Raw genomic sequence first — 20,546 nt, 5'->3', positions numbered from 1 at the left:
AGCGAAGAGGCTCGACGATGAGTGCACTGGTTGGCGTGATCATGGGCTCCAAGTCCGATTGGTCCACCCTTAGCCACACCGCCGATATGCTGGAAAAACTCGGCATTCCCTACGAAGTGAAGGTGGTTTCCGCCCACCGCACCCCGGACCTGCTGTTCCAGTACGCCGATGAGGCCGAAGGCCGCGGCATCGAAGTGATCATCGCCGGCGCCGGCGGCGCCGCCCACCTGCCGGGCATGTGCGCCGCCAAGACCCATCTGCCGGTGCTCGGTGTGCCGGTGCAATCGTCGATGCTCTCGGGTGTTGATTCGCTGCTGTCGATCGTACAGATGCCTGCTGGCGTCCCGGTCGCCACCCTGGCCATCGGCAAGGCCGGCGCGATCAACGCAGCCTTGTTGTCGGCGAGCATCCTCGGGGCCAAGCACCCGCAGTTCCACGCGGCGCTCAAGCAGTTCCGCACCGAGCAGACCGACACCGTGCTGGATAATCCAGACCCGCGTCAGGCTTGAGGCTGAAACCCATGAAGATCGGTGTAATCGGTGGTGGCCAACTGGGCCGCATGCTGGCCTTGGCGGGCACCCCGCTGGGCATGAACTTCGCTTTCCTCGACCCGGCACCAGACGCCTGCGCCGCGCCGCTGGGCGAGCACCTGCGTGCCGACTACGGTGACCAGGACCATCTGCGCCAGCTGGCCGACGAAGTCGACCTGGTGACCTTCGAGTTCGAAAGCGTGCCGGCCGAGACCGTGGCCTTTCTCTCGCAGTTCGTCCCGGTCTATCCGAGCGCCGAGGCCCTGCGCATCGCCCGTGATCGCCTGTTCGAGAAGAGCATGTTCCGCGATCTGGGGATTCCCACCCCGGCCTTTGCCGACATCCTCTCGCAGGCGGACCTCGATGCCGCGGTGGCAAGCATTGGCCTGCCGGCCGTGCTCAAGACCCGCACCCTGGGTTACGACGGCAAGGGCCAGAAGGTCCTGCGCAAGCCCGAAGACGTGGTCGACACTTTTGCCGAACTGGGCAGCGTGCCGTGCCTGCTGGAAGGCTTCGTGCCGTTCACCGGGGAAGTGTCGCTGGTGGCCGTGCGCGCCCGCGACGGTGAAACCCGCTTCTACCCGCTGGTGCACAACACCCATGACAGCGGCATCCTGCGCCTGTCGGTGGCCAGCGAGGCGCACCCGTTGCAGGCCCTGGCCGAAGACTACGTTGGCCGCGTGCTGCAGAAACTCGACTACGTGGGCGTCATGGCCTTCGAGTTCTTCGAAGTGGACGGTGGCCTGAAGGCCAACGAAATCGCCCCGCGTGTGCACAACTCCGGGCACTGGACCATCGAAGGCAGTGAGTGCAGCCAGTTCGAGAACCACCTGCGCGCCGTGGCCGGCCTGCCGCTGGGCTCGACCGCCAAGGTCGGCGAAAGCGCCATGCTCAACTTCATCGGCGAAGTGCCAGCAGTGGAGAAAGTCGTCGCCATCGATGACTGCCACCTGCACCACTACGGCAAGGCATTCAAGGTCGGGCGCAAGGTTGGCCACGCCACCCTGCGCTGCCAGGACATGGCCACCTTGAAGGCCAAGATTGCCGAAGTAGAGGCGTTGATCGCCGGCTGATCGAACTTCTGCCGGGCATTGCCGCTCTGAGATGGCAACATGCCGAAGCGCTGACTAGGCTTTGGCATGTCTCATGTTCATCACAGAGGGATTGCCATGGGCATCATTGGAACCATCTTCATCGGCCTGATCGTCGGCCTGCTGGCGCGTTTCCTGAAACCGGGTGACGACAGCATGGGCTGGATCATGACCATTCTCCTCGGCATCGCCGGTTCCCTGGCCGCCACCTACGGCGGACAAGCCCTGGGCATCTACCAGGCCGGGCAGGCCGCGGGCTTCTTCGGGGCCCTGGTCGGCGCGATCATCCTGCTGGTGATCTACGGCTTCATCAAGAAACGCTGAATTCCCGCTAGAATGCCCGGCAATTCATCCTGAGTTGCCGAGCATTTCCATGCGTGCGTTATCCCTCATTCCCCTGTTGCTGGCCAGCGCCCTGGCCCATGCCGAACTGCCCGAGACCGACTGGCTGGAACTGATGCCCAAGTCGGACCAGAAGGCGCTCGAGCAGATGCCCGAGATCGATCACAACTCCCCGGAAGCCCTGGGCACCTTCACCGCCAAGGGTGGGCTGAAGCAGAGCAAGGGCCTGCCGGCAGTGATGTACTCGACCAAGACCGTGGCCGCCATGAACGGCAGGCAGATCCGCCTGGGTGGTTATCCGGTGCCGCTGGAGAGCGATGCCAAAGGCAACAGCACGCTGTTTTTCCTGGTGCCTTACCCAGGGGCGTGCATCCATGTACCGCCGCCGCCACCGAACCAGCTGGTGCTGGTGCGGTATCCGAAAGGGCTGAAGATCGACGACATCTACACGCCGCTGTGGGTGACCGGCACCTTGAAGGTGGAGGCGGTCAGCAATGACTTGGCGGATGCGGCCTATGCACTGGAGGCGGGGCAGGTGAGGGTGGTGGAGGATGCGGACCTCTGAGCCTGGCAGAGCGTATCGCGGGGCAAGTCGGGCCGCCCCGCGATAGCGATTTCAGAGCGCTTCGCTACCGATTGCCACGCTCATCGCATGAGTCGCCCCTGGCTTGAGCACCACCACGTCATCCATCACATTCGCCGTCTCGATGCACAGCATGCGCTGCCAGCCATCGTCGGCCATGTCCGGCAGGTCGCGGGCGCGGTCGGTCCAGGGGTTCCAGATCACCGCGGTGCTTGAGCCGCCAGCAGTAAGGGTGGTGCGTCGGTTCCAGTGCGGATCGACAATCGCCAGTCGATCGGGCGCGTTCAGGTAGATGCGATCAGTCTCGCCCGCGAAACCCAGGTTGCCCTGCTGTTTGCGCTGTTCCCAATTGGCCAGTGTTTCGATGTAGGCCAGCCCGTCCACGCCTTCCACTTGCACCTGGCGCACATCGCTCACGGCGAAGTAGCTGTGCAGCGCCTGGCTCAGGGTGACATCGGTATTGCCGAGGTTGTAGCTGGTGAGGGTGAGCTTCAGCTGGTCACCCAGCTCTACCAGGAGCTTGAGCTGGACCTCATGAGGCCAACCCGGCAGGTCACCCTGGGCTTCGGGCAATTCGAACTCGACCTGCAGGTGGTCGCCGTGTTCCTCGGCGCGCAACAACTGCCAGTCACGGCCACGCACCAGGCCGTGGGCGGGCGGCTGCTCGCCCTTGAACATGGCTTTGACCGTATCGGGATTGCGCTCGAAGATACCGAACCACGGCCAGCACACGGGAGCGCCGGCACGCACCGACTTGCCCTGGCGGAAGATGGCCTGGTCGCTCAGCCACAGCAGCGGAGGCTCGCCCAGGCGCTGATAGCTCAGAACCTGGGCGCCCTGCTGGGCAATCAGTAGTTCGGCATGATCGCTGGTGATGCGCCAGCAGTTGAGTTCGCCGTGCAGCTCGGTCTCGACCGTGAAGTTAGCCATTGCGTTCGTCTCATTGATTGTCTGTCAGGCCGTTGGACCCGGTGACGTGCAATGAGTTTACCGCTGGCCAGGCTCAGCGACGAGGTACGGAGCGGGTGCGACCACTGCCATCGATGGCGACGAACACGAACACCGCCTCGGTAACCTTGCGCCATTCGCTGGACAGCGGGTCGTCGCTCCATACCTCGACCATCATCTGGATCGAGCTGCGGCCGATTTCCAGGGTCTGGGTATAGAAGGACAACTGCGCGCCCACGGCCACCGGGACCAGGAACGCCATGCGATCGATGGCTACCGTGGCCACTCGGCCTCCGGCGACGCGGCTGGCCATGGCGGTGCCGGCCAGGTCCATCTGGGCGACCAGCCAGCCGCCGAAGATATCGCCGAAACCATTGGTTTCGCGCGGCAGCGCGGTGATCTGCAAGGCCAGGTCGCCTTGCGGGATAGGATCTTCTTGTTCGAGCTCAATCATGCCGTGGGGCCTCTGACCCGTGACGCTTCGTTGGTGGCGCAATAACGGACGCCGTAAAAACGATTCAGCAGCACGCATACTACGCTGATTTCGCTTCAGGGGGCGGCCTCAGGGAAACTCTGCGAAACAGTCTGACAACGATGACCGACGTTTTCGCACAACATCCCTCAGGATAAGCAACCTTTTCCTACGAGCGGGCAGTATATATACCTGCACAGCCAGCGACGACCGCGCATTCATGAATATCTGTATGGATTTTGTACCGCTATGAGCGCAGCTCGGCAATTTGCTATCTTCGCCGACTATTCAATCCAGAAGCCGCATGCCAAGCGGTCCGCAGACCTACAAGAGAAAGAACAGCGATGACCTCCGTGCAGAGCAGTATCGAGCAGCCGTCCCGGCCGTTGTCCCGCAGTGACTACAAGACCCTCTCGCTGTCCGCCCTGGGCGGTGCCCTGGAGTTCTACGACTTCATCATCTTCGTGTTCTTCGCCACTGTGGTGGGCAAGCTGTTCTTCCCGGCCGACATGCCCGAATGGCTGCGCCTGATGCAGACCTTCGGCATCTTCGCCGCCGGCTACCTCGCCCGGCCATTGGGTGGCATCGTCATGGCCCACTTCGGCGACCTGCTCGGACGCAAGAAGATGTTCACCCTGAGCATTTTCATGATGGCCGTGCCGACCCTGGTGATGGGGCTGCTGCCCACCTATGCGCAGATTGGCCTGTGGGCGCCGATCCTGCTGCTGTTGATGCGGGTTATCCAGGGCGCGGCCATCGGTGGCGAGGTGCCGGGGGCCTGGGTGTTCGTCTCCGAGCACGTGCCGGCGCGCAACACCGGCTATGCTTGCGGCACCCTGACCGCCGGCCTGACCTCGGGCATTCTGCTTGGCTCGCTGGTGGCGACGCTGATCAACACGATCTACAGCCCCGAGGAAGTGGCGGACTACGCCTGGCGTATTCCATTCCTGCTCGGTGGGGTGTTCGGCTTCTTCGCGGTCTACCTGCGCCGCTGGCTGCATGAGACCCCTGTGTTCGCCGAAATGCAGGCACGCAAGGCCCTGGCCGAGGAGCTGCCACTGCGCGCGGTGCTGCGTGATCATCGCGGCGCGATCATCCTCTCGATGCTGCTCACCTGGCTGCTGTCGGCCGGCATCGTGGTGATCATCCTCATGACCCCGGCATTGCTGCAGAGCCTCTACCACGTCAGCCCCACCGACTCGCTCAAGGCCAATAGCCTGGCTATCGTGCTGCTCAGCCTGGGCTGCGTCGGCGCTGGCAGCCTGGCCGACCGTTTCGGTGCCGGGCGAGTGTTCATCGTCGGCAGCCTGATGCTGCTGGCGTCGTCCTGGGCCTTCTACCACAGCCTGCCGACCCGCCCGGACCTGCTGTTCCCGCTCTATGCGCTGACTGGCTTGTGCGTGGGTATCGTCGGCGCCGTGCCTTACGTGATGGTCAAGGCGTTCCCGCCTGTCGTGCGCTTCAGCGGCCTGTCGTTCTCCTACAACCTCGCCTACGCGATCTTCGGTGGCCTGACGCCGATGGTGGTGACCGCGCTGCTCAAGTTCAGTCCGATGGCACCCGCCTATTACGTGGCGTGCCTGTGCGCCGTTGGTCTGCTGGTGGGCATCTATCTGCTCGCGCGCAAACGCTGAAACCCGCTCTAAGTCCCCTCCGCAACATCCTGTAAAGGCCATCCCGGTTACCGGTGATGGCCTTTCATCCAATTGTCACATTCGAGTCATAGAGTGTTCATGCGGCCTGCAGATACTTGGGCCCGTTCCATCTCACAACCCACGATATTCCTGCTAGGAGCAAGGCATGAAACTGAAGCGTTTGATGGCGGCCCTGACCTTTGCCGCCGCTGGCGTCGCTGCCGCCAATGCGGTCGCCGCTGTCGATCCTGCAATCCCGACCTACACCAAGACCACCGGTGTTTCGGGCAACCTCTCCAGCGTCGGTTCCGACACCCTCGCGAACCTGATGACCCTGTGGGCCGAGGCCTACAAGAAGGAATATCCGAACGTAAACATTCAGATCCAGGCCGCCGGTTCCTCGACCGCGCCACCCGCCCTGACCGAAGGCACCGCCAACCTGGGCCCGATGAGCCGCAAGATGAAGGACGTCGAGCTGCAGGCGTTCGAGCAGAAGTATGGCTACAAGCCGACTGCCATTCCGGTTGCCGTTGACGCCCTGGCCGTGTTCGTTCACAAGGACAACCCGATCAAAGGCCTGACCATGGCCCAGGTCGACGCCATCTTCTCCTCCACCCGTCTGTGCGGTGGCAAAGCCGACGTAAAGACCTGGGGTGACCTGGGCGTGACCGGCGACCTGGCCAACAAGCCAGTTCAGCTGTTCGGCCGTAACTCGGTATCCGGCACCTACGGCTACTTCAAGGAAGAAGCCCTGTGCAAAGGCGACTTCAAGCCTAACGTCAACGAACAACCTGGCTCGGCTTCGGTCGTGCAGTCGATCAGCTCGTCGCTGAACGGCATCGGCTACTCGGGCATCGGCTACAAGACCGCCAGCGTCAAGACCGTGGCCCTGGCCAAGAAAGAAGGCGGCGCGTTCGTCGAAGACAACGAAGCCAACGCCCTGAACGGTACCTACCCGCTGTCGCGCTTCCTCTACGTCTACGTCAACAAGGCCCCGAACAAGCCTCTGGCCCCGCTGGAAGCCGAGTTCGTCAAGCTGGTGCTGTCGCAGGCCGGCCAACAAGTTGTCGTGAAGGACGGCTACATCCCGCTGCCAGCCAAGGTGGTCGACAAGACCCTGGCCGACCTGGGTCTGTCCCACGCGGGTAACGTTGCAAAGAAGTAAATAACTGAGGATGAGGCCGGTGCCAAAGAATGCCGGCCTCCTCCACGAATTCCTTAGTCCGAAGCCAGGGCTCCTGAGCGGCGGGCTTTTTTGCGTCACTGCACTGTCATGTTTTTGTCATACGGGACCGCTAGGGTGTGCGCATGAATGATCTGGCCAACTCCACAATGACCCAAAATTCTCCTCCCGTGCGCATTGACTTCAATACGCCCGAGTTGCAACGCAAGCGCCGCCTGCGCGCCCTCAAGGATCGCCTGACCCGCTGGTACGTCCTGGTGGGCGGGCTCGCCGTGCTGGCGGCGATCACGCTGATCTTCTTCTACCTGGCCTATGTGGTGCTGCCGTTGTTCCAAGGCGCCACGCTTACCAGCAAGAAGGCGCTGGAGCCGACCTGGCTGCAGCAGGACGCCGGTAAACCGCTGCTGATCGCCCTCGAGGAACAGAACCTCGTGGGCATGCGTGTATCCGACAAGGGCCAGGCCCTGTTCTTCGACACCAAGACCGGCAACGAACTGAAGCGCGTCGACCTGCCGCTGCCGGCCGGCGCCCAGGTCAGCTCGATCAGCACCGACCAGCCGGGCAGCCCGCTGGTGGTGGTGGGCCTGTCCAACGGCCAGGCACTGGTGTTCCACCACACCTACAAGATCACCTATCCGGACAACAAGAAGACCATCGAGGCGGGCATCGACTTCCCCTATGGTCAGGACCTGTTCACCCTGGATGACCAAGGCCGCGCGCTGGAGCATGTGAGCGTCAACGTCAACGGCGACACCTTGTTGCTGGCCGGTTCCACCGGTGCGCACCTGCAGGTGATCGAACTGTCGCGCACCGAGAACATGATGACCGACGAGGTCACTGTCGAGCAGAACCGTATCGAACTGCCGCAGATGACCGAGGTGGTGAAGAACATCTTCATCGACCCGCGCCAGCAGTGGCTGTACGTGGTCAACGGTCGCGCCACCGCCGACGTGTTCAGCCTGCGCGACAAGAGCCTCAACGGCCGCTACAAGCTGCTCGAGGACGGCAACGCCGAGATCACCGCGACCGCCCAGCTGGTCGGTGGCATCTCGCTGATCTTCGGTGATTCCAAGGGTGGCCTGAGCCAGTGGTTCATGGCCCGCGACCCCGATGGCGAGTCGCGCTTCAAGTTGATCCGCAGCTTCCAGCTGGGCAAGGCCCCGGTGGTGCAGATCGACGCCGAGGAGCGCCGCAAGGGCTTCATCGCCCTGGACAGCGAAGGCAAGCTCGGCGTGTTCCACAGCACCGCGCACCGCACCCTGCTGGTCGAGCCGGTCGCCGAAGGCGCGGGCATCCTCGCCCTGTCGCCGCGCGCCAACCGCATCATCATCGAGCAAGGCAACAAGCTGCTGCCGCTGAGCCTGAAGAACCCGCACCCGGAAGTCTCGTTCAGCGCGCTGTGGGGCAAGGTCTGGTACGAGAACTACGACGAGCCCAAGTACGTCTGGCAGTCGACCGCCTCGAACACCGACTTCGAACCCAAGCTGAGCCTGTCGCCGCTGACCTTCGGTACGCTCAAGGCCGCGTTCTACGCGATGATCCTGGCTGCCCCGCTGGCCATCGCCGCCGCCATCTACACCGCCTACTTCATGGCTCCGGGCATGCGCCGCAAGGTCAAGCCGGTGATCGAGTTGATGGAAGCGATGCCGACGGTGATCCTCGGCTTCTTCGCCGGCCTGTTCCTCGCGCCGTACCTCGAAGGCCACCTGCCGGGCGTGTTCAGCCTGTTCCTGATCATGCCGATCGGTATCCTGCTTGCCGGCTACAGCTGGAGCCGCCTGCCGGAGTCGATCCGCCTGCGCATCCCCGATGGCTGGGAAGCGGCGATCCTGATCCCGGTGATCCTGGTCATTGGCTGGTTTGCCCTGTACATGAGTCCGTTCCTCGAGAGCTGGTTCTTCGCGGGCGACATGCGCCTGTGGATCACCAACGATCTGGGGATCACCTATGACCAGCGCAACGCCCTGGTAGTGGGTATCGCCATGGGCTTCGCGGTCATCCCGAACATCTACTCCATTGCCGAGGACGCCGTGTTCAGCGTGCCGCGCAGCCTGACCCTGGGCTCGCTGGCGCTGGGCGCGACGCCATGGCAGACCCTGACCCGCGTGGTCATCCTCACCGCCAGCCCGGGCATCTTCTCGGCGCTGATGATCGGCATGGGCCGTGCGGTGGGTGAGACCATGATCGTGCTGATGGCCACCGGCAACACCCCGGTGATGGAGCTGAACCTGTTCGAGGGCATGCGCACCCTGGCCGCCAACGTGGCCGTGGAAATGCCCGAATCGGAAGTCGGCGGCAGCCACTATCGTGTGCTGTTCCTCGCCGCCCTCGTGCTGCTGTTGTTCACCTTCGTGATGAACACCCTGGCCGAGCTGATTCGCCAGCGCCTGCGCAAGAAATACTCGTCGCTTTGATAGAAAGGTAGAGATCCGTGAAAAAGGATTCCCTCAAAGGCTGGTTCAAGAGCGGCGCCCCCGGCGTCTGGATCAGTGGCGGCGCGGTGGCCATGGCGGTCATCATGACCGTCGGCCTGCTGGCCGTGATCGCCGTGCGCGGCCTGGGCCACTTCTGGCCGGCCGACCTGGTCCAGGCCACCTACAAGGTGCCCGGCCAGGCTGACCACATCGTCATCGGTGAAGTGGTGCAGAAGGAAGAAGTGCCCCGCGAACGCCTCAAGGGTGCCGGCCTACCGGTGCCCGACCAGGGCCCGGAGTTCATGACCCGCGAGCTGATCAAGGTGGGTAACCGCGACCTCAACGGCAGCGACTTCACCTGGGTGGTCGGCGAGTGGCTGGTCGACCAGCAGAAACCTGCCGACCTGATTGCCCTGGAGCGCCGCGAATGGGGCAACTTCTACGGCTATCTGGTCAGCGTCAAGGAAGAAGGCCGCGTGGTCGCCCAAGGGCCGGAAGCCTGGAACGAGCTGCAGGCCCGCCTCAAGCGCGCCAGCCAACTCAACGACCAGCTTGTGAAGCTCGAGAAGAAGGACATCGGTGCCATCAACCATGGCCTGGAGCGCCTGCGCCTGCACAGCCGCAAGCTGGAACTGGACGGCAAGCTCGACGCCGCCGCCCAGGCCGACATGGACGCCGAGCGCGCCGAGCTGAACAACCGCTACAAGGCCATCGAAGAGCGCCTCAACGGCCTGCATCAGGAGTTCGCCCGCGACAGCCTGGTAGCCCGCGACGGCAACGGCCGCGAAGTGGAGATCAACCTGAGCAAGGTGGTCCACGCCATTCAGCCGAACGCCATGTCGGGCTTTACCAAGATGGGCGCCTACTTCGCCAAGGTGTGGGAGTTCCTCAGCGACGACCCGCGTGAGGCCAACACCGAAGGCGGTATCTTCCCGGCCATCTTCGGCACCGTGATGATGACCCTGATCATGGCGGTGATCGTCACCCCGTTCGGCGTACTGGCTGCCGTCTACTTGCGTGAATACGCCAGGCAGGGCCCGGTGACCCGGCTGATCCGCATCGCCGTGAACAACCTCGCCGGCGTCCCGGCGATCGTCTACGGCGTGTTTGGCCTGGGCTTCTTCGTCTACGTGCTGGGCGGCTCGATCGACCGGCTGTTCTTCCCCGAGTCGCTGCCGGCACCTACGCTGGGTACGCCGGGCCTGTTGTGGGCTTCGCTGACCCTGGCGCTGCTGGCCGTGCCGGTGGTGATCGTGGCCACCGAGGAAGGTCTGGCGCGTATTCCGCGCACTGTACGCGAAGGCTCGCTGGCGCTGGGCGCGACCAAGGCCGAGACGCTGTGGAAGATCGTCCTGCCGATGGCCAGCCCGGCCATGATGACCGGCATGATCCTCGCCGTGGCCCGCGCCGCCGGCGAAGTGGCCCCGCTGATGCTGGTGGGTGTGGTGAAGCTGGCGCCATCGCTGCCGGTTGACGGCAACTACCCGTACCTGCACCTGGACCAGAAGATCATGCACCTGGGCTTCCACATCTACGACGTCGGCTTCCAGAGCCCCAACGTCGAGGCCGCGCGGCCGCTGGTGTACGCCACCGCGCTGCTGCTGGTGCTGGTGATCGCCACCCTCAACCTCTCGGCGGTGTGGATCCGTAACCACCTGCGCGAGAAGTACAAGGCCCTGGACCACTGATCCCGATTGCAAGCGTGCCGCCCGGATGCCGGGCGGCCCTTTGAAACGAATTGATAGCGTATGGAGTTGACCATGCAGCATGAATCCCACGCCCACGGCATCGACATGTCGGCCCTGGGCCGCGACAAGCAGAGCCTGCGCCTGGCTGAAGAGACCGTGGCCATCGAAGTACCCGGCCTGTCCCTGTTCTACGGCGACAAGCAAGCACTGTTCGACGTCAGCATGAACATCCCCAAGCAGCGCGTGACCGCCTTCATCGGCCCGTCCGGCTGCGGCAAGTCCACGCTGCTGCGCACCTTCAACCGCATGAACGACCTGGTCGACGGCTGCCGTGTCGAAGGCGCCATCAACCTGTACGGCAACAACATCTACCGCAAGGGCGAGGACGTGGCCGAGCTGCGTCGCCGCGTGGGCATGGTGTTCCAGAAGCCCAACCCGTTCCCCAAGACCATCTACGAGAACGTGGTCTACGGCCTGCGTATCCAGGGCATCAACAAGAAGCGCGTGCTCGACGAGGCCGTCGAGTGGGCGCTGAAGGGCGCGGCCCTGTGGGATGAGGTCAAGGACCGCCTGCACGAGTCGGCGCTGGGCCTGTCCGGTGGCCAGCAGCAGCGTCTGGTGATCGCCCGTACCATTGCCGTTGAGCCGGAAGTGCTGTTGCTCGACGAGCCGTGCTCGGCACTGGACCCGATCTCGACGCTGAAGGTCGAAGAGCTGATCTACGAACTGAAATCCAAGTACACCATCGTCATCGTGACCCACAACATGCAGCAGGCGGCCCGTGTTTCGGACTACACCGCCTTCATGTACATGGGCAAACTGGTCGAATTCGGTGATACCGACACCCTGTTCACCAACCCGGCGAAGAAGCAGACCGAAGACTACATCACCGGTCGCTACGGCTAAGACCGGCAAGGTAGGAACGCCAGGGAACGACACGAACGACTTGAAGCCTGCAGCTGCTTCGCGGAGCCAAACGATGATCAACAAAGAAAGCCTTACCCACCACATCTCCCAGCAGTTCAACGCCGAGCTCGAGGAGGTGCGCAGCCACCTGCTGGCCATGGGCGGGCTGGTGGAGAAACAGGTGAACGACGCCGTCACCGCGCTGATCGAGGCCGACTCGGGCCTTGCCCAGCAAGTGCGCGAGGTCGACGAACAGATCAACCAGATGGAGCGCAACATCGACGAGGAGTGCGTGCGCATCCTCGCCCGTCGCCAACCGGCGGCCTCCGACCTGCGCCTGATCATCAGCATCTCCAAGTCGGTGATCGACCTGGAGCGCATCGGTGACGAATCGACCAAGATCGCCCGCCGTGCCATCCAGCTGTGCGAGGAAGGCGAGTCGCCGCGTGGTTATGTCGAGGTGCGCCATATCGGCGACCAGGTGCGCAACATGGTCCGCGACGCGCTGGACGCCTTCGCCCGCTTCGACGCCGACCTGGCGCTGTCGGTGGCCCAGTACGACAAGACCATCGACCGCGAGTACAAGACGGCGCTGCGCGAGCTGGTCACCTACATGATGGAAGATCCGCGCTCGATCTCCCGCGTGTTGAGCGTGATCTGGGCCCTGCGTTCGCTGGAGCGCATCGGCGATCACGCACGCAACATCTCCGAGCTGGTGATCTACCTGGTGCGTGGTACCGACGTGCGCCACATGGGCCTCAAGCGCATGAAGGCCGAGGTGCAGGGCGAAGCGTTCGATGAGGGCGAAATCGCTAATGTTCCGGCTGAACCGGACGATAAATAGGATTGCTCCCGAGCATGAACGCCCGGCAACCGCCGGGCGTTTTCGTTTGCGGTCGAGCACCAGCAGGCACCCGCGAACCGTGTGAGAAGTCCCGGCGTGACCAGTGGTTTGGCAAATGGCCATCAGTCGGCGGTATGCTAGCCGGGATCAAGAGGAGTATCGATGAGTAAAGTGAATGTGCTGGTCGTGGATGATGCCCCGTTCATCCGCGACCTGGTAAGGAAGTGCCTGCGCAATGCCTTCCCCGGCATGGTGATCGAGGACGCGGTCAACGGTCGCAAGGCCATGGCCATGCTGAGCAAGGAACGTTTCGACCTGGTCCTGTGCGACTGGGAAATGCCGGAGATGTCCGGCCTCGAACTGCTGACCTGGTGCCGTCAGCAGGAAGAGATGAAGACCATGCAGTTCATCATGGTGACCAGCCGTGGCGACAAGGAGAACGTGATCCAGGCCATCCAGGCCGGCGTTTCCGACTTCGTCGGCAAGCCGTTCACCAACGAGCAGCTGCTGACCAAGGTGAAGAAGTCGCTGACCAAGATCGGCAAGCTCGACAGCCTGATGTCCAGCGCGCCGGCGCGGGTCAACTCGGCGTTTGCCAACGATTCGCTCAGTGCCCTGACCGGTGGTCGTCCGGACGCGGCCAAGGTAACCGCGCCCGCCGCTGCGCCAGTGGCAGCGGCGGCCAAGCCTCTGATCAACGCCCCCACGCCGAAGACTGCCGCTGCGGCGGCCCAGACTGGTCGTGGCCAAGGCCAACTGCGCCTGTCCAGTGGCACCCAGCCGTGCATGATCAAGGCCTTGAGCCTTAAGGAAGCCCTGCTGGTGGTGCGCCGCGGCACTAACCTGCCACAGGTGCTCGAAGGCGCGGTGCTGGACCTGGAGCAAGGTGAGAACGCCGAAACGGCGCGTCTGAACGGCTACCTGCACGCCATTGCGGCGCTGGAGCCCAAGCCTGAGAGCGACTGGCTGCAGCTGACCTTCAAGTTCGTCGACCAGGATGCGCAGAAACTCGACTACCTGTCGCGACTGATCGCCCGCGGCACGGCGCAGAAGCACTTCACGCCTGGCGCCTGATGGCCACTTGAGCACCGCGTCGCAGCGGATGTAGTGGGAGCGGGCTTGCCCCCTCCCACGTTACACCTCCAGCATCCCGACCAACTGTCATATCCCTCTCAAATCCGGCTGCTAGGCTTCGACAGAACACCACTGTCAAAAAGCCACCATCATGCCGCCCTCCAGACTGCTGCTGTTCTGTGCCTTGCTCACGGCCTCGGCGTCGAGCCTGGGCATGACCATCTACAAGACCACTGATACCTATGGCGTGGTTTCCTATTCCGACCGACCCCGCGTTGGCGCCAAGGTTTTCGTGTTCCGCGAACCCATGGTCGAGCGCCTGGACGGCCAGGTGCGGCTGAAGACCGAGGATTTCGCCGGTGGCGTGCGTTTTGTCGCGCGCAACGAGCTGTTCGTGCCGATGGAAGTTGAACTGCGTGTGGAGCGCCTGGCCAATGCCCAGGGCGGTAACGCCCCGCGCATCGTCCGGCGCCTGGTGCCGCCACGCTCGAACCTGATCCTCAGCGTGGTACAGGCTCGCCAAGGGGCTCGCCTCAAGTACGACACCAAGTTCCGCTACGCCATGGGCGACCCGGGCCAGCGCCCGCAGGGCTACCGTTATCCGTTCCCCTGGAAGGGCGGGCCGTTCCGCCTGAGCCAGGGCCCCAACGGCCGTTTCAGCCACTTCGGGCCCAAGGGCCGCTACGCCATGGATATCGCCATGCCCGAAGGCACGCCGATCATCGCGGCACGCGGTGGGGTGGTGGTGAAGATCGAGAACAACCAGAGCGGGCGGGGCAACAATCCGGCGGGCAATTTCGTCAGGATCCTGCACCCGGACGGCACCATGGGCGTTTACCTGCACCTGATGCGCGGTTCGGTGGTGGTGGGCGAGGGGCAGCGGGTTGCACAGGGGCAGCCATTGGCCAAATCGGGCAACACCGGCAACAGCAGCGGGCCGCACCTGCATTTCGTGGTGCAGCGCAATGTGGGGCTGGCGCTTGAGTCGATCCCGTATCAGTTCGACCGGCCAATCGGTGGTTTGCCGGACTTTACCGCAGGGAATCCATGACGCATTGCGGAGCAAGCCCGCACCCACGGATGTAGGCGCGGGCTCTCGGGTCAATCGAGCTTGAGCACCTTGGCCAGCACGATCTTCGGCCCTTTCATCTTCTTGATGATGATGCGCAGGCCTTCGACCTCCAGCACTTCCTCTTCCTCAGGGACGCGCTTGAGGGTCTCGTAGATCAGCCCGGCGAGGGTTTCAGCCTCGATGTGGTCCAGGTCGATACCCAGCAAACGCTCGACCTTGAACAGCGGCGTATCGCCGCGCACCAGCAGTTTGCCCGGCTGGTAGGCGAGGATGCCGCGCTCGGTCTTGCGGTGCTCGTCCTGGATATCGCCCACCAGCACTTCCAGCACGTCTTCCATGGTCAGGTAGCCGATCACCTTGCCGTCGGCTTCCTCGACCAGCACGAAGTGCGCGCCGCCCTTGCGGAACTGCTCCAGCAACTGGGCCAGTGGCATGTGCCGGGACACCCGCTCCAGCGGGCGGGCGAGGTCTGCAAGGTCGATGGTTTGCGGCAAGTGGTCGAGCTCTGCGAGCTCCAGCAGCAGGTCCTTGATGTGCAGCAGGCCGGTGAATTCTTCGCGCTCGGCGTCATACACCGGGTAGCGGCTGAACTTGTGACGGCGCAGCAGGGCGAGGATTTCCTTCAGCGGCGCATGGGCATCGATGCTGACCATGTCCTCGCGGGAGTTGGCCCAGTCGACCACCTCCAGCTCGCCCATCTCCACGGCCGAGGCCAGCACGCGCATACCCTGGTCGCTTGGGTCCTGGCCACGGCTGGAGTGCAGGATCAGCTTGAGCTCCTCGCGGCTGTAGTGATGCTCGTGGTGCGGCCCGGGCTCGCCTTGACCGGCGATGCGCAGGATAGTGTTGGCGCTGGCGTTGAGCAGGTAGATCGCCGGATACATCGCCCAGTAGAACAGGTACAGCGGCACGGCGGTCCACAGCGACAGCAGCTCTGGCTTACGGATCGCCCAGGACTTGGGTGCCAGCTCGCCGACAACGATGTGCAGGTAGGAGATCACGAAGAAGGCGACGAAGAACGAGATCGCCTTGACCAGCTCCGGGCTGTCCACGCCGACATAGGCTAGCAACGGCTCGAGCAGGTGGGCGAACGCTGGCTCGCCGACCCAGCCCAGGCCCAGGGAGGCGAGGGTGATGCCCAGTTGGCACGCCGAGAGATAGGCGTCGAGCTGGTTGTGCACCTTGCGCAGGATGCTGCCACGCCAGCCATGCAGCTCGGCGATGGACTCGACGCGGGTGGAGCGCAGCTTGACCATGGCGAACTCGGCGGCTACGAAGAAGCCGTTGAGCAGCACCAGGAACAAGGCGAAAAGGATCATGCCGAAATCGGCGAACAACGAGGTGAGGCTGATACCAGGGGAAGGGTCCATGATGGGGTTTTTACGGGGTCCGTCTTTGAAAGGGAGAAAAAAAGTGCCAGCGATGGCTGGCACGGGGGATCCAATGTAGCGGCTGGCGCCGCAAAAGCAAAGGGGACGCTGACCGCATCGCGGGGCAAGCCCGCTCCCATGCCAGCAGAGGCAAGCGTGGGAGCGGGCTTGCCCCGCGCGGGGTCATCCTCGATTTGTGACCAACTGCGCCGGCGCAAAGTGGCAGGTAAAGGTACTGCCATGCCCCGGCACGCTGCTGATTTCCAGGCGTGCGCGATGGCGCATCAGCACGTGCTTGACGATCGCCAGGCCCAGCCCGGTGCCGCCGGTGTTGGAGGCGCGGCTGGAGTCGACGCGGTAGAAGCGTTCGGTCAGGCGTGGCAGGTGCTTGGCCTCGATACCGACCCCCGAGTCCTGCACGCTGAGGTGCGCGCCCTGGTCGTCGGCCCACCAGCGAATGCGAATGGTGCCCTCATCCTGGGTGTACTTGACCGCGTTGAACACCAGGTTAGAGAACGCGCTGCGCAGCTCCGACTCGCTGCCCTTGAGGCGTATGCCAGGCGTTGCTTCCAGGCTGATCCGCTGGTTGCGCGGGCCGGACAGGGCCTGGGCGTCGTTCTTGATGGCGGTGAGCAGGGTGTCGACCAGCACCGGCTGGTTGTCCGAGGGATAATCGGTGGCTTCGAGCTTGGCCAACAGCAACAGGTCGTTGAGCAGCGTCTGCATGCGTGAGCCTTGCGCGCTCATCTGCTGCAAGGCACGGCTCCAGCGCGGGTTCACGTCCTCGACGTTGTCCAGCAGCGTCTCCAGGTAGCCGGTGATCACCGTCAGCGGCGTGCGCAGTTCGTGGGAGACGTTGGCGACGAAGTCCTTGCGCATCTGTTCCAGCTGGTGGATGCGGGTCACGTCGCGCACCAGCATCAGATGTTCGTTGTTGCCGTAGCGGGTAAGGTGCAGTTGCACGCGCAGGCGGTCGTTGATCGGCGACGGGATCTCCAGCGGTTCGGCGTAGTTCTCCGACTCGAAGTACTCCTTGAAGCGCGGGTGGCGCACCAGGTTGGTCACCGGCTGGCCGCCGTCCTGCGGGGTCTTGAAGCCCAGCAGGGTCTCGGCGGCGCGGTTCCACCACTCCAGGTTGCCGTCGCTGTCGAGCATGATCACCGCATCGCGCAGCGCGGCGGTGGACTCCTGGACCCGGTCGATCACTGCCTGCAGGCGGCCACGCACGCGCTGGTCGCGGCGCTGCAGGTGATAGATGCTGTCGAACACTTCGCCCCACAGGCCGTAGCCATCGGGTGGCGCCTCATCGGGTTGATGATTGCGCAGCCAGTCGTGCAGGCGCAGCAACTGCTTCAGTGTCCAGCCCAGGTAGAAGGCCAGGCCGATGGCCAGGCTCCAGCCATAGTACCCGCTGACCAGCCCGCCGATCAGGCAGACGGTGATCAGCAGGAGCATGTGGCGAATCAGGGTCGCGTGCCAGTTCTGGTTCAATTGACAGTCCTTGTACAGCGGGCGCTTGGGCTTCGATCAGCTTTTGGTCGAGAAGCGATAGCCAGTGCCGCGGACGGTTTGTACCAGATTTTCGTAGGCTTCACCCAGTGCCTTGCGCAGGCGGCGGATGTGCACGTCGACGGTGCGCTCCTCGACATAGACGTTGCCGCCCCAGACCTGGTCGAGCAACTGGCCGCGGGTGTAGGCGCGCTCCTGGTGAGTCATGAAGAACTGCAGCAGGCGGTACTCGGTGGGGCCCATCTCGGCCGGCTTGCCGTCGATGGTCACGCGGTGGCTGATCGGGTCTAGCAGCAGGCCGCCGACTTCGATCGGCGCTTCGCTGTCGCTTGGGCCGGTGCGGCGCAGCACGGCCTTGAGGCGCGCCACCAGTTCACGGGGCGAGAACGGCTTGGTGATGTAGTCGTCGGCGCCGACTTCCAGGCCCTGGATCTTGTTGTCCTCTTCACCCTTGGCGGTGAGCATGATGATCGGGATGTCGCCGGTCAGCTCGTCGCGCTTGAGGCGGCGGGCCAGTTCGATGCCGGAGGTGCCCGGCAGCATCCAGTCGAGCAGGATCAGGTCCGGCTTGCGGTCGACGATGATGGCGTGGGCCTGTTGCGAGTTCTCGGCCTCGAGGCAGTCATAGCCGGCCATTTCCAATGCAACGGCGATCATCTCGCGGATAGGCGCTTCGTCGTCGACGATCAGAATGTTTCTGCCAACCATGCTCAATTACCTCTCCCAGGAACGATGTCTTGGCCCGCATTAGATAACGGAATTATTGCAGCTGTGTGACAGGGCGTGGGCGGTTCTGGCGACATTGCGTGACTGGACTAGGCTAAAAGTGGCCGCGAACATTCAATCCACCCCTGAACAATGGTGATTCCAATGACACGACATACGCTGAGCTGGATGGCCCTTTGCGCTGCGCTGGCAGTGCCGGGGGTGGCGTCGGCTCATCACGCCATGGAGAAGGATGGCATGTGGGTCGACCACGATGGCATGACGCTGTACACCTTTGACAAGGACGCTGGTGGCAAGTCCATGTGCAATGGCGAGTGCGCCAAGAACTGGCCGCCGTTGATGGTGAAGAAGGACGACGAGGCGCCGAAGGACAAGTGGACTCACGTCACCCGCGACGATGGCTCGATGCAGTGGGCCTATGACGGCAAGCCGCTGTACACCTTCGTCAAGGACAAGAAGGCCGGGGATACCACCGGTGATGGCATGAAGGATGTCTGGCACGTCGCCAAGCCTTGATGCACCTGGCGTGGGAGCGCCGCACCGCCGCTCCCACCATTGGCCTGCGCAATGTCAGCGCAGCGCGTAGTCCAGCACCACACCAATGAAGATCAACAACCCCGCCCAGTGGTTGTGCAGGAACGCCTTGAAGCACGACTCGCGGTCCAGCTTGCGCGTCGACCAGAACTCCCAGGCGAAGCATATCGCCGCCGCCAGCAGCCCCAGGTGGAACCAGCCGCCCAGCTCGAAGCGGTTGCCCGCCAGGAGCAGGCAGCCCAGCGACAGCAGCTGCAGGCTCAGGATGATCACCCGGTCGGCCTCGCCGAAGAGGATGGCGGTGGATTTCACGCCGATCTTCAGGTCGTCGTCACGGTCGACCATGGCGTAGTAGGTGTCATACCCCACCGTCCACAGCAGGTTGGCGATGTACAGCAGCCAGGCGCTGGCCGGCAGCTCGCCACCCGCGGCGGTGAAAGCCATCGGGATACCCCAGGAATACGCCGCGCCCAGCACCACCTGCGGGTAGTAGGTGTAGCGCTTCATGAACGGGTAGCAGAAGGCCAGGGCGACCGCGCCGAACGACAGCCAAACCGTGGTGGCGTTGGTGCACAGCACCAGCAGGAAGCTCACTCCCACCAGCAGGGCGAACAGCACCAGCGCTTCGCGGGGCTTCACCCGGCCGCTGGCCAGTGGCCGGTCGGCGGTGCGCTTGACGTGGCCGTCCACCTTGCGGTCGGCGAAATCGTTGATGCAGCAGCCGGCGGCACGCATCAGCACCACGCCGAGGCCGAAGATCAGAACGTTGGCCAGGGTCGGCGAGCCGTTGCCGGCAATCCACACCGCCGACAGCGTCGGCCACAGCAGCAGGTAGATGCCGATGGGGCGGTCCATGCGGCTCAGCTGGACAAAGTCCCAGGCGCGCGGGTGCAGGCGGTTGAGAGACTTGAGCAGTTGCATGTACATCAGCGGTTTTCCTCCGTGGCCGCGTGCCACAGGGCGGGCAGGAACACCTCGGCCACCAGCAGGTCGAGGCCGGCGCGTTCGAAGCGCGAGCGCCTTCCCCACAGCCCGGAGCTGGTGACCTCTACGGGCAGCCAGTCCTGTGGATAACTGCACACTTCGATAGGGTGGCGGACGAACGCCTGGTCGCAGAACAGTAGCTCGCCCAGCGAGCGGCTGCCCAGGGTCTCCAGGTCGAGCCCCCCGCGCTCCAGCGCTGTGCGGCTGGCGACGCTGCGGGCGAATACCCACGGCTGGCCATGGCCGCGCAGGTAGACCTCGCGCACCCAGCCCTGCGCGCCAGGCCGCAGGCCCAACGCGGCGCATTCATCGTCACGTAGTGGCTGCCAGCCCTCGAACAAAGGGGTGACGCTGAAGTGGTCATGGGAAAGACCGGTCAGGCGACGGGTCAGGGAGCCTTCGTCGAACAACCAGTCCAGGGTCGGCTGGTCGGGCAGGGGCGCCAGTTGCGGATACGCCAGCCACGCGACAGCGGCTGCTTGCGGGGTTTCGTACGGCACGTCGGTATGCTTGATACAGGCCAGAGAGGCGGCGAGCTTAGCATGATTGCCGTCCTGGCTTGCATACTGCCAGCAGGCCCAGTACAAAAGCCGACCAGAGATTGCACGGTGGTCACTTGCAGGCGCGGGCGTGCCCCACGAC

At 63.8% G+C, this 20,546-nt stretch carries 20 protein-coding genes; 13 read left to right on the top strand and 7 right to left on the bottom strand.

Going from position 1 to position 20,546, the window contains the following annotated elements; translation table 11 throughout:
* The first annotated feature begins 17 nt into the window (after positions 1 to 17).
* The 4 genes from purE (at position 18) to LU688_RS27115 (ending at position 2,528) form a co-directional block, all read left to right on the top strand.
* Positions 18 to 509: a 5-(carboxyamino)imidazole ribonucleotide mutase gene (purE, locus tag LU688_RS27130; RefSeq protein ID WP_031314848.1), complete on the top strand. Its 492-nt coding sequence runs from the start codon at positions 18 to 20 to the stop codon at positions 507 to 509.
* Positions 510 to 520: 11 nt separating this feature from the next.
* A complete protein-coding gene (locus LU688_RS27125; RefSeq protein ID WP_023629865.1) occupies positions 521 to 1,603 on the top strand; it encodes a 5-(carboxyamino)imidazole ribonucleotide synthase in 1,083 nt (360 codons plus the stop codon).
* Between the two features lie 96 nt (positions 1,604 to 1,699).
* A complete protein-coding gene (locus tag LU688_RS27120; RefSeq protein WP_023629866.1) occupies positions 1,700 to 1,945 on the top strand; it encodes a GlsB/YeaQ/YmgE family stress response membrane protein in 246 nt (81 codons plus the stop codon).
* 49 nt (positions 1,946 to 1,994) lie between these two features.
* Positions 1,995 to 2,528 (top strand): DUF3299 domain-containing protein, encoded by a 534-nt coding sequence (locus tag LU688_RS27115; RefSeq protein ID WP_023629867.1) that lies wholly within the window; start codon positions 1,995 to 1,997, stop codon positions 2,526 to 2,528.
* A 51-nt stretch (positions 2,529 to 2,579) separates the two neighbouring features.
* Here LU688_RS27115 and LU688_RS27110 read toward each other — a convergent pair whose 3' ends face one another.
* Positions 2,580 to 3,476, bottom strand: a complete 897-nt coding sequence (locus LU688_RS27110) for a D-hexose-6-phosphate mutarotase (RefSeq protein ID WP_094010892.1) — start codon at positions 3,474 to 3,476, stop codon at positions 2,580 to 2,582.
* Between the two features lie 73 nt (positions 3,477 to 3,549).
* Complete coding sequence (locus LU688_RS27105) at positions 3,550 to 3,948, bottom strand: acyl-CoA thioesterase (RefSeq protein ID WP_003253317.1); 399 nt, start codon at positions 3,946 to 3,948, stop codon at positions 3,550 to 3,552.
* 362 nt (positions 3,949 to 4,310) lie between these two features.
* Between LU688_RS27105 and LU688_RS27100 the strand changes: the two genes are divergently transcribed.
* The 8 genes from LU688_RS27100 to LU688_RS27065 all read left to right on the top strand — a co-directional run bounded on the left by LU688_RS27100 (position 4,311) and on the right by LU688_RS27065 (position 14,760).
* On the top strand, positions 4,311 to 5,600 hold the full coding sequence (locus LU688_RS27100) for an MFS transporter (protein ID WP_023629869.1): 1,290 nt from the start codon (positions 4,311 to 4,313) through the stop codon (positions 5,598 to 5,600).
* 166 nt (positions 5,601 to 5,766) lie between these two features.
* Positions 5,767 to 6,765, top strand: a complete 999-nt coding sequence (locus tag LU688_RS27095) for a phosphate ABC transporter substrate-binding protein PstS (RefSeq protein ID WP_023629870.1) — start codon at positions 5,767 to 5,769, stop codon at positions 6,763 to 6,765.
* 143 nt (positions 6,766 to 6,908) lie between these two features.
* Positions 6,909 to 9,197 (top strand): ABC transporter permease subunit, encoded by a 2,289-nt coding sequence (locus LU688_RS27090; RefSeq protein ID WP_094010893.1) that lies wholly within the window; start codon positions 6,909 to 6,911, stop codon positions 9,195 to 9,197.
* A gap of 17 nt (positions 9,198 to 9,214) precedes the next feature.
* On the top strand, positions 9,215 to 10,885 hold the full coding sequence (gene pstA, locus LU688_RS27085; protein WP_038707069.1) for a phosphate ABC transporter permease PstA: 1,671 nt from the start codon (positions 9,215 to 9,217) through the stop codon (positions 10,883 to 10,885).
* Between the two features lie 72 nt (positions 10,886 to 10,957).
* The gene (pstB, locus tag LU688_RS27080; protein ID WP_031315066.1) at positions 10,958 to 11,791 is read left to right on the top strand and encodes a phosphate ABC transporter ATP-binding protein PstB; all 834 of its coding nucleotides are present in this window, start codon (positions 10,958 to 10,960) and stop codon (positions 11,789 to 11,791) included.
* A gap of 73 nt (positions 11,792 to 11,864) precedes the next feature.
* Positions 11,865 to 12,635: a phosphate signaling complex protein PhoU gene (gene phoU, locus LU688_RS27075; RefSeq protein ID WP_023630537.1), complete on the top strand. Its 771-nt coding sequence runs from the start codon at positions 11,865 to 11,867 to the stop codon at positions 12,633 to 12,635.
* A gap of 162 nt (positions 12,636 to 12,797) precedes the next feature.
* Complete coding sequence (locus LU688_RS27070; RefSeq protein ID WP_038707068.1) at positions 12,798 to 13,709, top strand: response regulator; 912 nt, start codon at positions 12,798 to 12,800, stop codon at positions 13,707 to 13,709.
* 151 nt (positions 13,710 to 13,860) lie between these two features.
* The gene (locus LU688_RS27065) at positions 13,861 to 14,760 is read left to right on the top strand and encodes a peptidoglycan DD-metalloendopeptidase family protein (protein WP_094010894.1); all 900 of its coding nucleotides are present in this window, start codon (positions 13,861 to 13,863) and stop codon (positions 14,758 to 14,760) included.
* 50 nt (positions 14,761 to 14,810) lie between these two features.
* Here LU688_RS27065 and LU688_RS27060 read toward each other — a convergent pair whose 3' ends face one another.
* From LU688_RS27060 to phoB, 3 genes are all read right to left on the bottom strand, one after another.
* Complete coding sequence (locus LU688_RS27060) at positions 14,811 to 16,151, bottom strand: hemolysin family protein (protein WP_023630539.1); 1,341 nt, start codon at positions 16,149 to 16,151, stop codon at positions 14,811 to 14,813.
* A gap of 183 nt (positions 16,152 to 16,334) precedes the next feature.
* Entirely contained in the window at positions 16,335 to 17,606 is a 1,272-nt protein-coding gene (phoR, locus tag LU688_RS27055) for a phosphate regulon sensor histidine kinase PhoR (RefSeq protein WP_232887958.1), read from the bottom strand.
* Positions 17,607 to 17,678: 72 nt separating this feature from the next.
* A complete protein-coding gene (gene phoB, locus LU688_RS27050; RefSeq protein ID WP_003253341.1) occupies positions 17,679 to 18,368 on the bottom strand; it encodes a phosphate regulon transcriptional regulator PhoB in 690 nt (229 codons plus the stop codon).
* A gap of 162 nt (positions 18,369 to 18,530) precedes the next feature.
* Between phoB and LU688_RS27045 the strand changes: the two genes are divergently transcribed.
* On the top strand, positions 18,531 to 18,902 hold the full coding sequence (locus LU688_RS27045; RefSeq protein ID WP_023631403.1) for a COG4315 family predicted lipoprotein: 372 nt from the start codon (positions 18,531 to 18,533) through the stop codon (positions 18,900 to 18,902).
* Positions 18,903 to 18,956: 54 nt separating this feature from the next.
* Here LU688_RS27045 and ubiA read toward each other — a convergent pair whose 3' ends face one another.
* Both ubiA and LU688_RS27035 read right to left on the bottom strand, forming a co-directional pair.
* Positions 18,957 to 19,847 (bottom strand): 4-hydroxybenzoate octaprenyltransferase, encoded by an 891-nt coding sequence (gene ubiA, locus LU688_RS27040; RefSeq protein ID WP_038707067.1) that lies wholly within the window; start codon positions 19,845 to 19,847, stop codon positions 18,957 to 18,959.
* Positions 19,847 to 20,404: a chorismate--pyruvate lyase family protein gene (locus LU688_RS27035; protein ID WP_031315457.1), complete on the bottom strand. Its 558-nt coding sequence runs from the start codon at positions 20,402 to 20,404 to the stop codon at positions 19,847 to 19,849. Before LU688_RS27035 ends, ubiA begins: the two co-directional genes overlap by 1 nt.
* Between the last annotated feature and the right edge of the window lie 142 nt (positions 20,405 to 20,546).

Source organism: Pseudomonas soli, from assembly GCF_021283165.2.
Taxonomy (GTDB): Bacteria; Pseudomonadota; Gammaproteobacteria; order Pseudomonadales; family Pseudomonadaceae; genus Aquipseudomonas; species Aquipseudomonas soli.
This window is presented reverse-complemented; position numbering and strand designations above follow the sequence as displayed.

Excerpts from the sequence above, each read along its gene's own strand:
- LU688_RS27045 (WP_023631403.1), top strand. The coding sequence starts at position 18,531 with ATGACACGACATACGCTGAGCTGGATGGCCCTTTGCGCTGCGCTGGCA.
- LU688_RS27090 (WP_094010893.1), top strand. The coding sequence starts at position 6,909 with ATGAATGATCTGGCCAACTCCACAATGACCCAAAATTCTCCTCCCGTG.
- ubiA (WP_038707067.1), bottom strand. The coding sequence starts at position 19,847 with ATGTACATGCAACTGCTCAAGTCTCTCAACCGCCTGCACCCGCGCGCC.
- LU688_RS27105 (WP_003253317.1), bottom strand. The coding sequence starts at position 3,948 with ATGATTGAGCTCGAACAAGAAGATCCTATCCCGCAAGGCGACCTGGCC.
- phoR (WP_232887958.1), bottom strand. The coding sequence starts at position 17,606 with ATGCTCCTGCTGATCACCGTCTGCCTGATCGGCGGGCTGGTCAGCGGG.
- LU688_RS27095 (WP_023629870.1), top strand. The coding sequence starts at position 5,767 with ATGAAACTGAAGCGTTTGATGGCGGCCCTGACCTTTGCCGCCGCTGGC.
- purE (WP_031314848.1), top strand. The coding sequence starts at position 18 with ATGAGTGCACTGGTTGGCGTGATCATGGGCTCCAAGTCCGATTGGTCC.
- LU688_RS27100 (WP_023629869.1), top strand. The coding sequence starts at position 4,311 with ATGACCTCCGTGCAGAGCAGTATCGAGCAGCCGTCCCGGCCGTTGTCC.
- LU688_RS27065 (WP_094010894.1), top strand. The coding sequence starts at position 13,861 with ATGCCGCCCTCCAGACTGCTGCTGTTCTGTGCCTTGCTCACGGCCTCG.
- LU688_RS27125 (WP_023629865.1), top strand. The coding sequence starts at position 521 with ATGAAGATCGGTGTAATCGGTGGTGGCCAACTGGGCCGCATGCTGGCC.
- phoB (WP_003253341.1), bottom strand. The coding sequence starts at position 18,368 with ATGGTTGGCAGAAACATTCTGATCGTCGACGACGAAGCGCCTATCCGC.
- LU688_RS27120 (WP_023629866.1), top strand. The coding sequence starts at position 1,700 with ATGGGCATCATTGGAACCATCTTCATCGGCCTGATCGTCGGCCTGCTG.
- LU688_RS27115 (WP_023629867.1), top strand. The coding sequence starts at position 1,995 with ATGCGTGCGTTATCCCTCATTCCCCTGTTGCTGGCCAGCGCCCTGGCC.
- LU688_RS27070 (WP_038707068.1), top strand. The coding sequence starts at position 12,798 with ATGAGTAAAGTGAATGTGCTGGTCGTGGATGATGCCCCGTTCATCCGC.
- phoU (WP_023630537.1), top strand. The coding sequence starts at position 11,865 with ATGATCAACAAAGAAAGCCTTACCCACCACATCTCCCAGCAGTTCAAC.
- LU688_RS27110 (WP_094010892.1), bottom strand. The coding sequence starts at position 3,476 with ATGGCTAACTTCACGGTCGAGACCGAGCTGCACGGCGAACTCAACTGC.
- pstB (WP_031315066.1), top strand. The coding sequence starts at position 10,958 with ATGCAGCATGAATCCCACGCCCACGGCATCGACATGTCGGCCCTGGGC.
- LU688_RS27060 (WP_023630539.1), bottom strand. The coding sequence starts at position 16,151 with ATGGACCCTTCCCCTGGTATCAGCCTCACCTCGTTGTTCGCCGATTTC.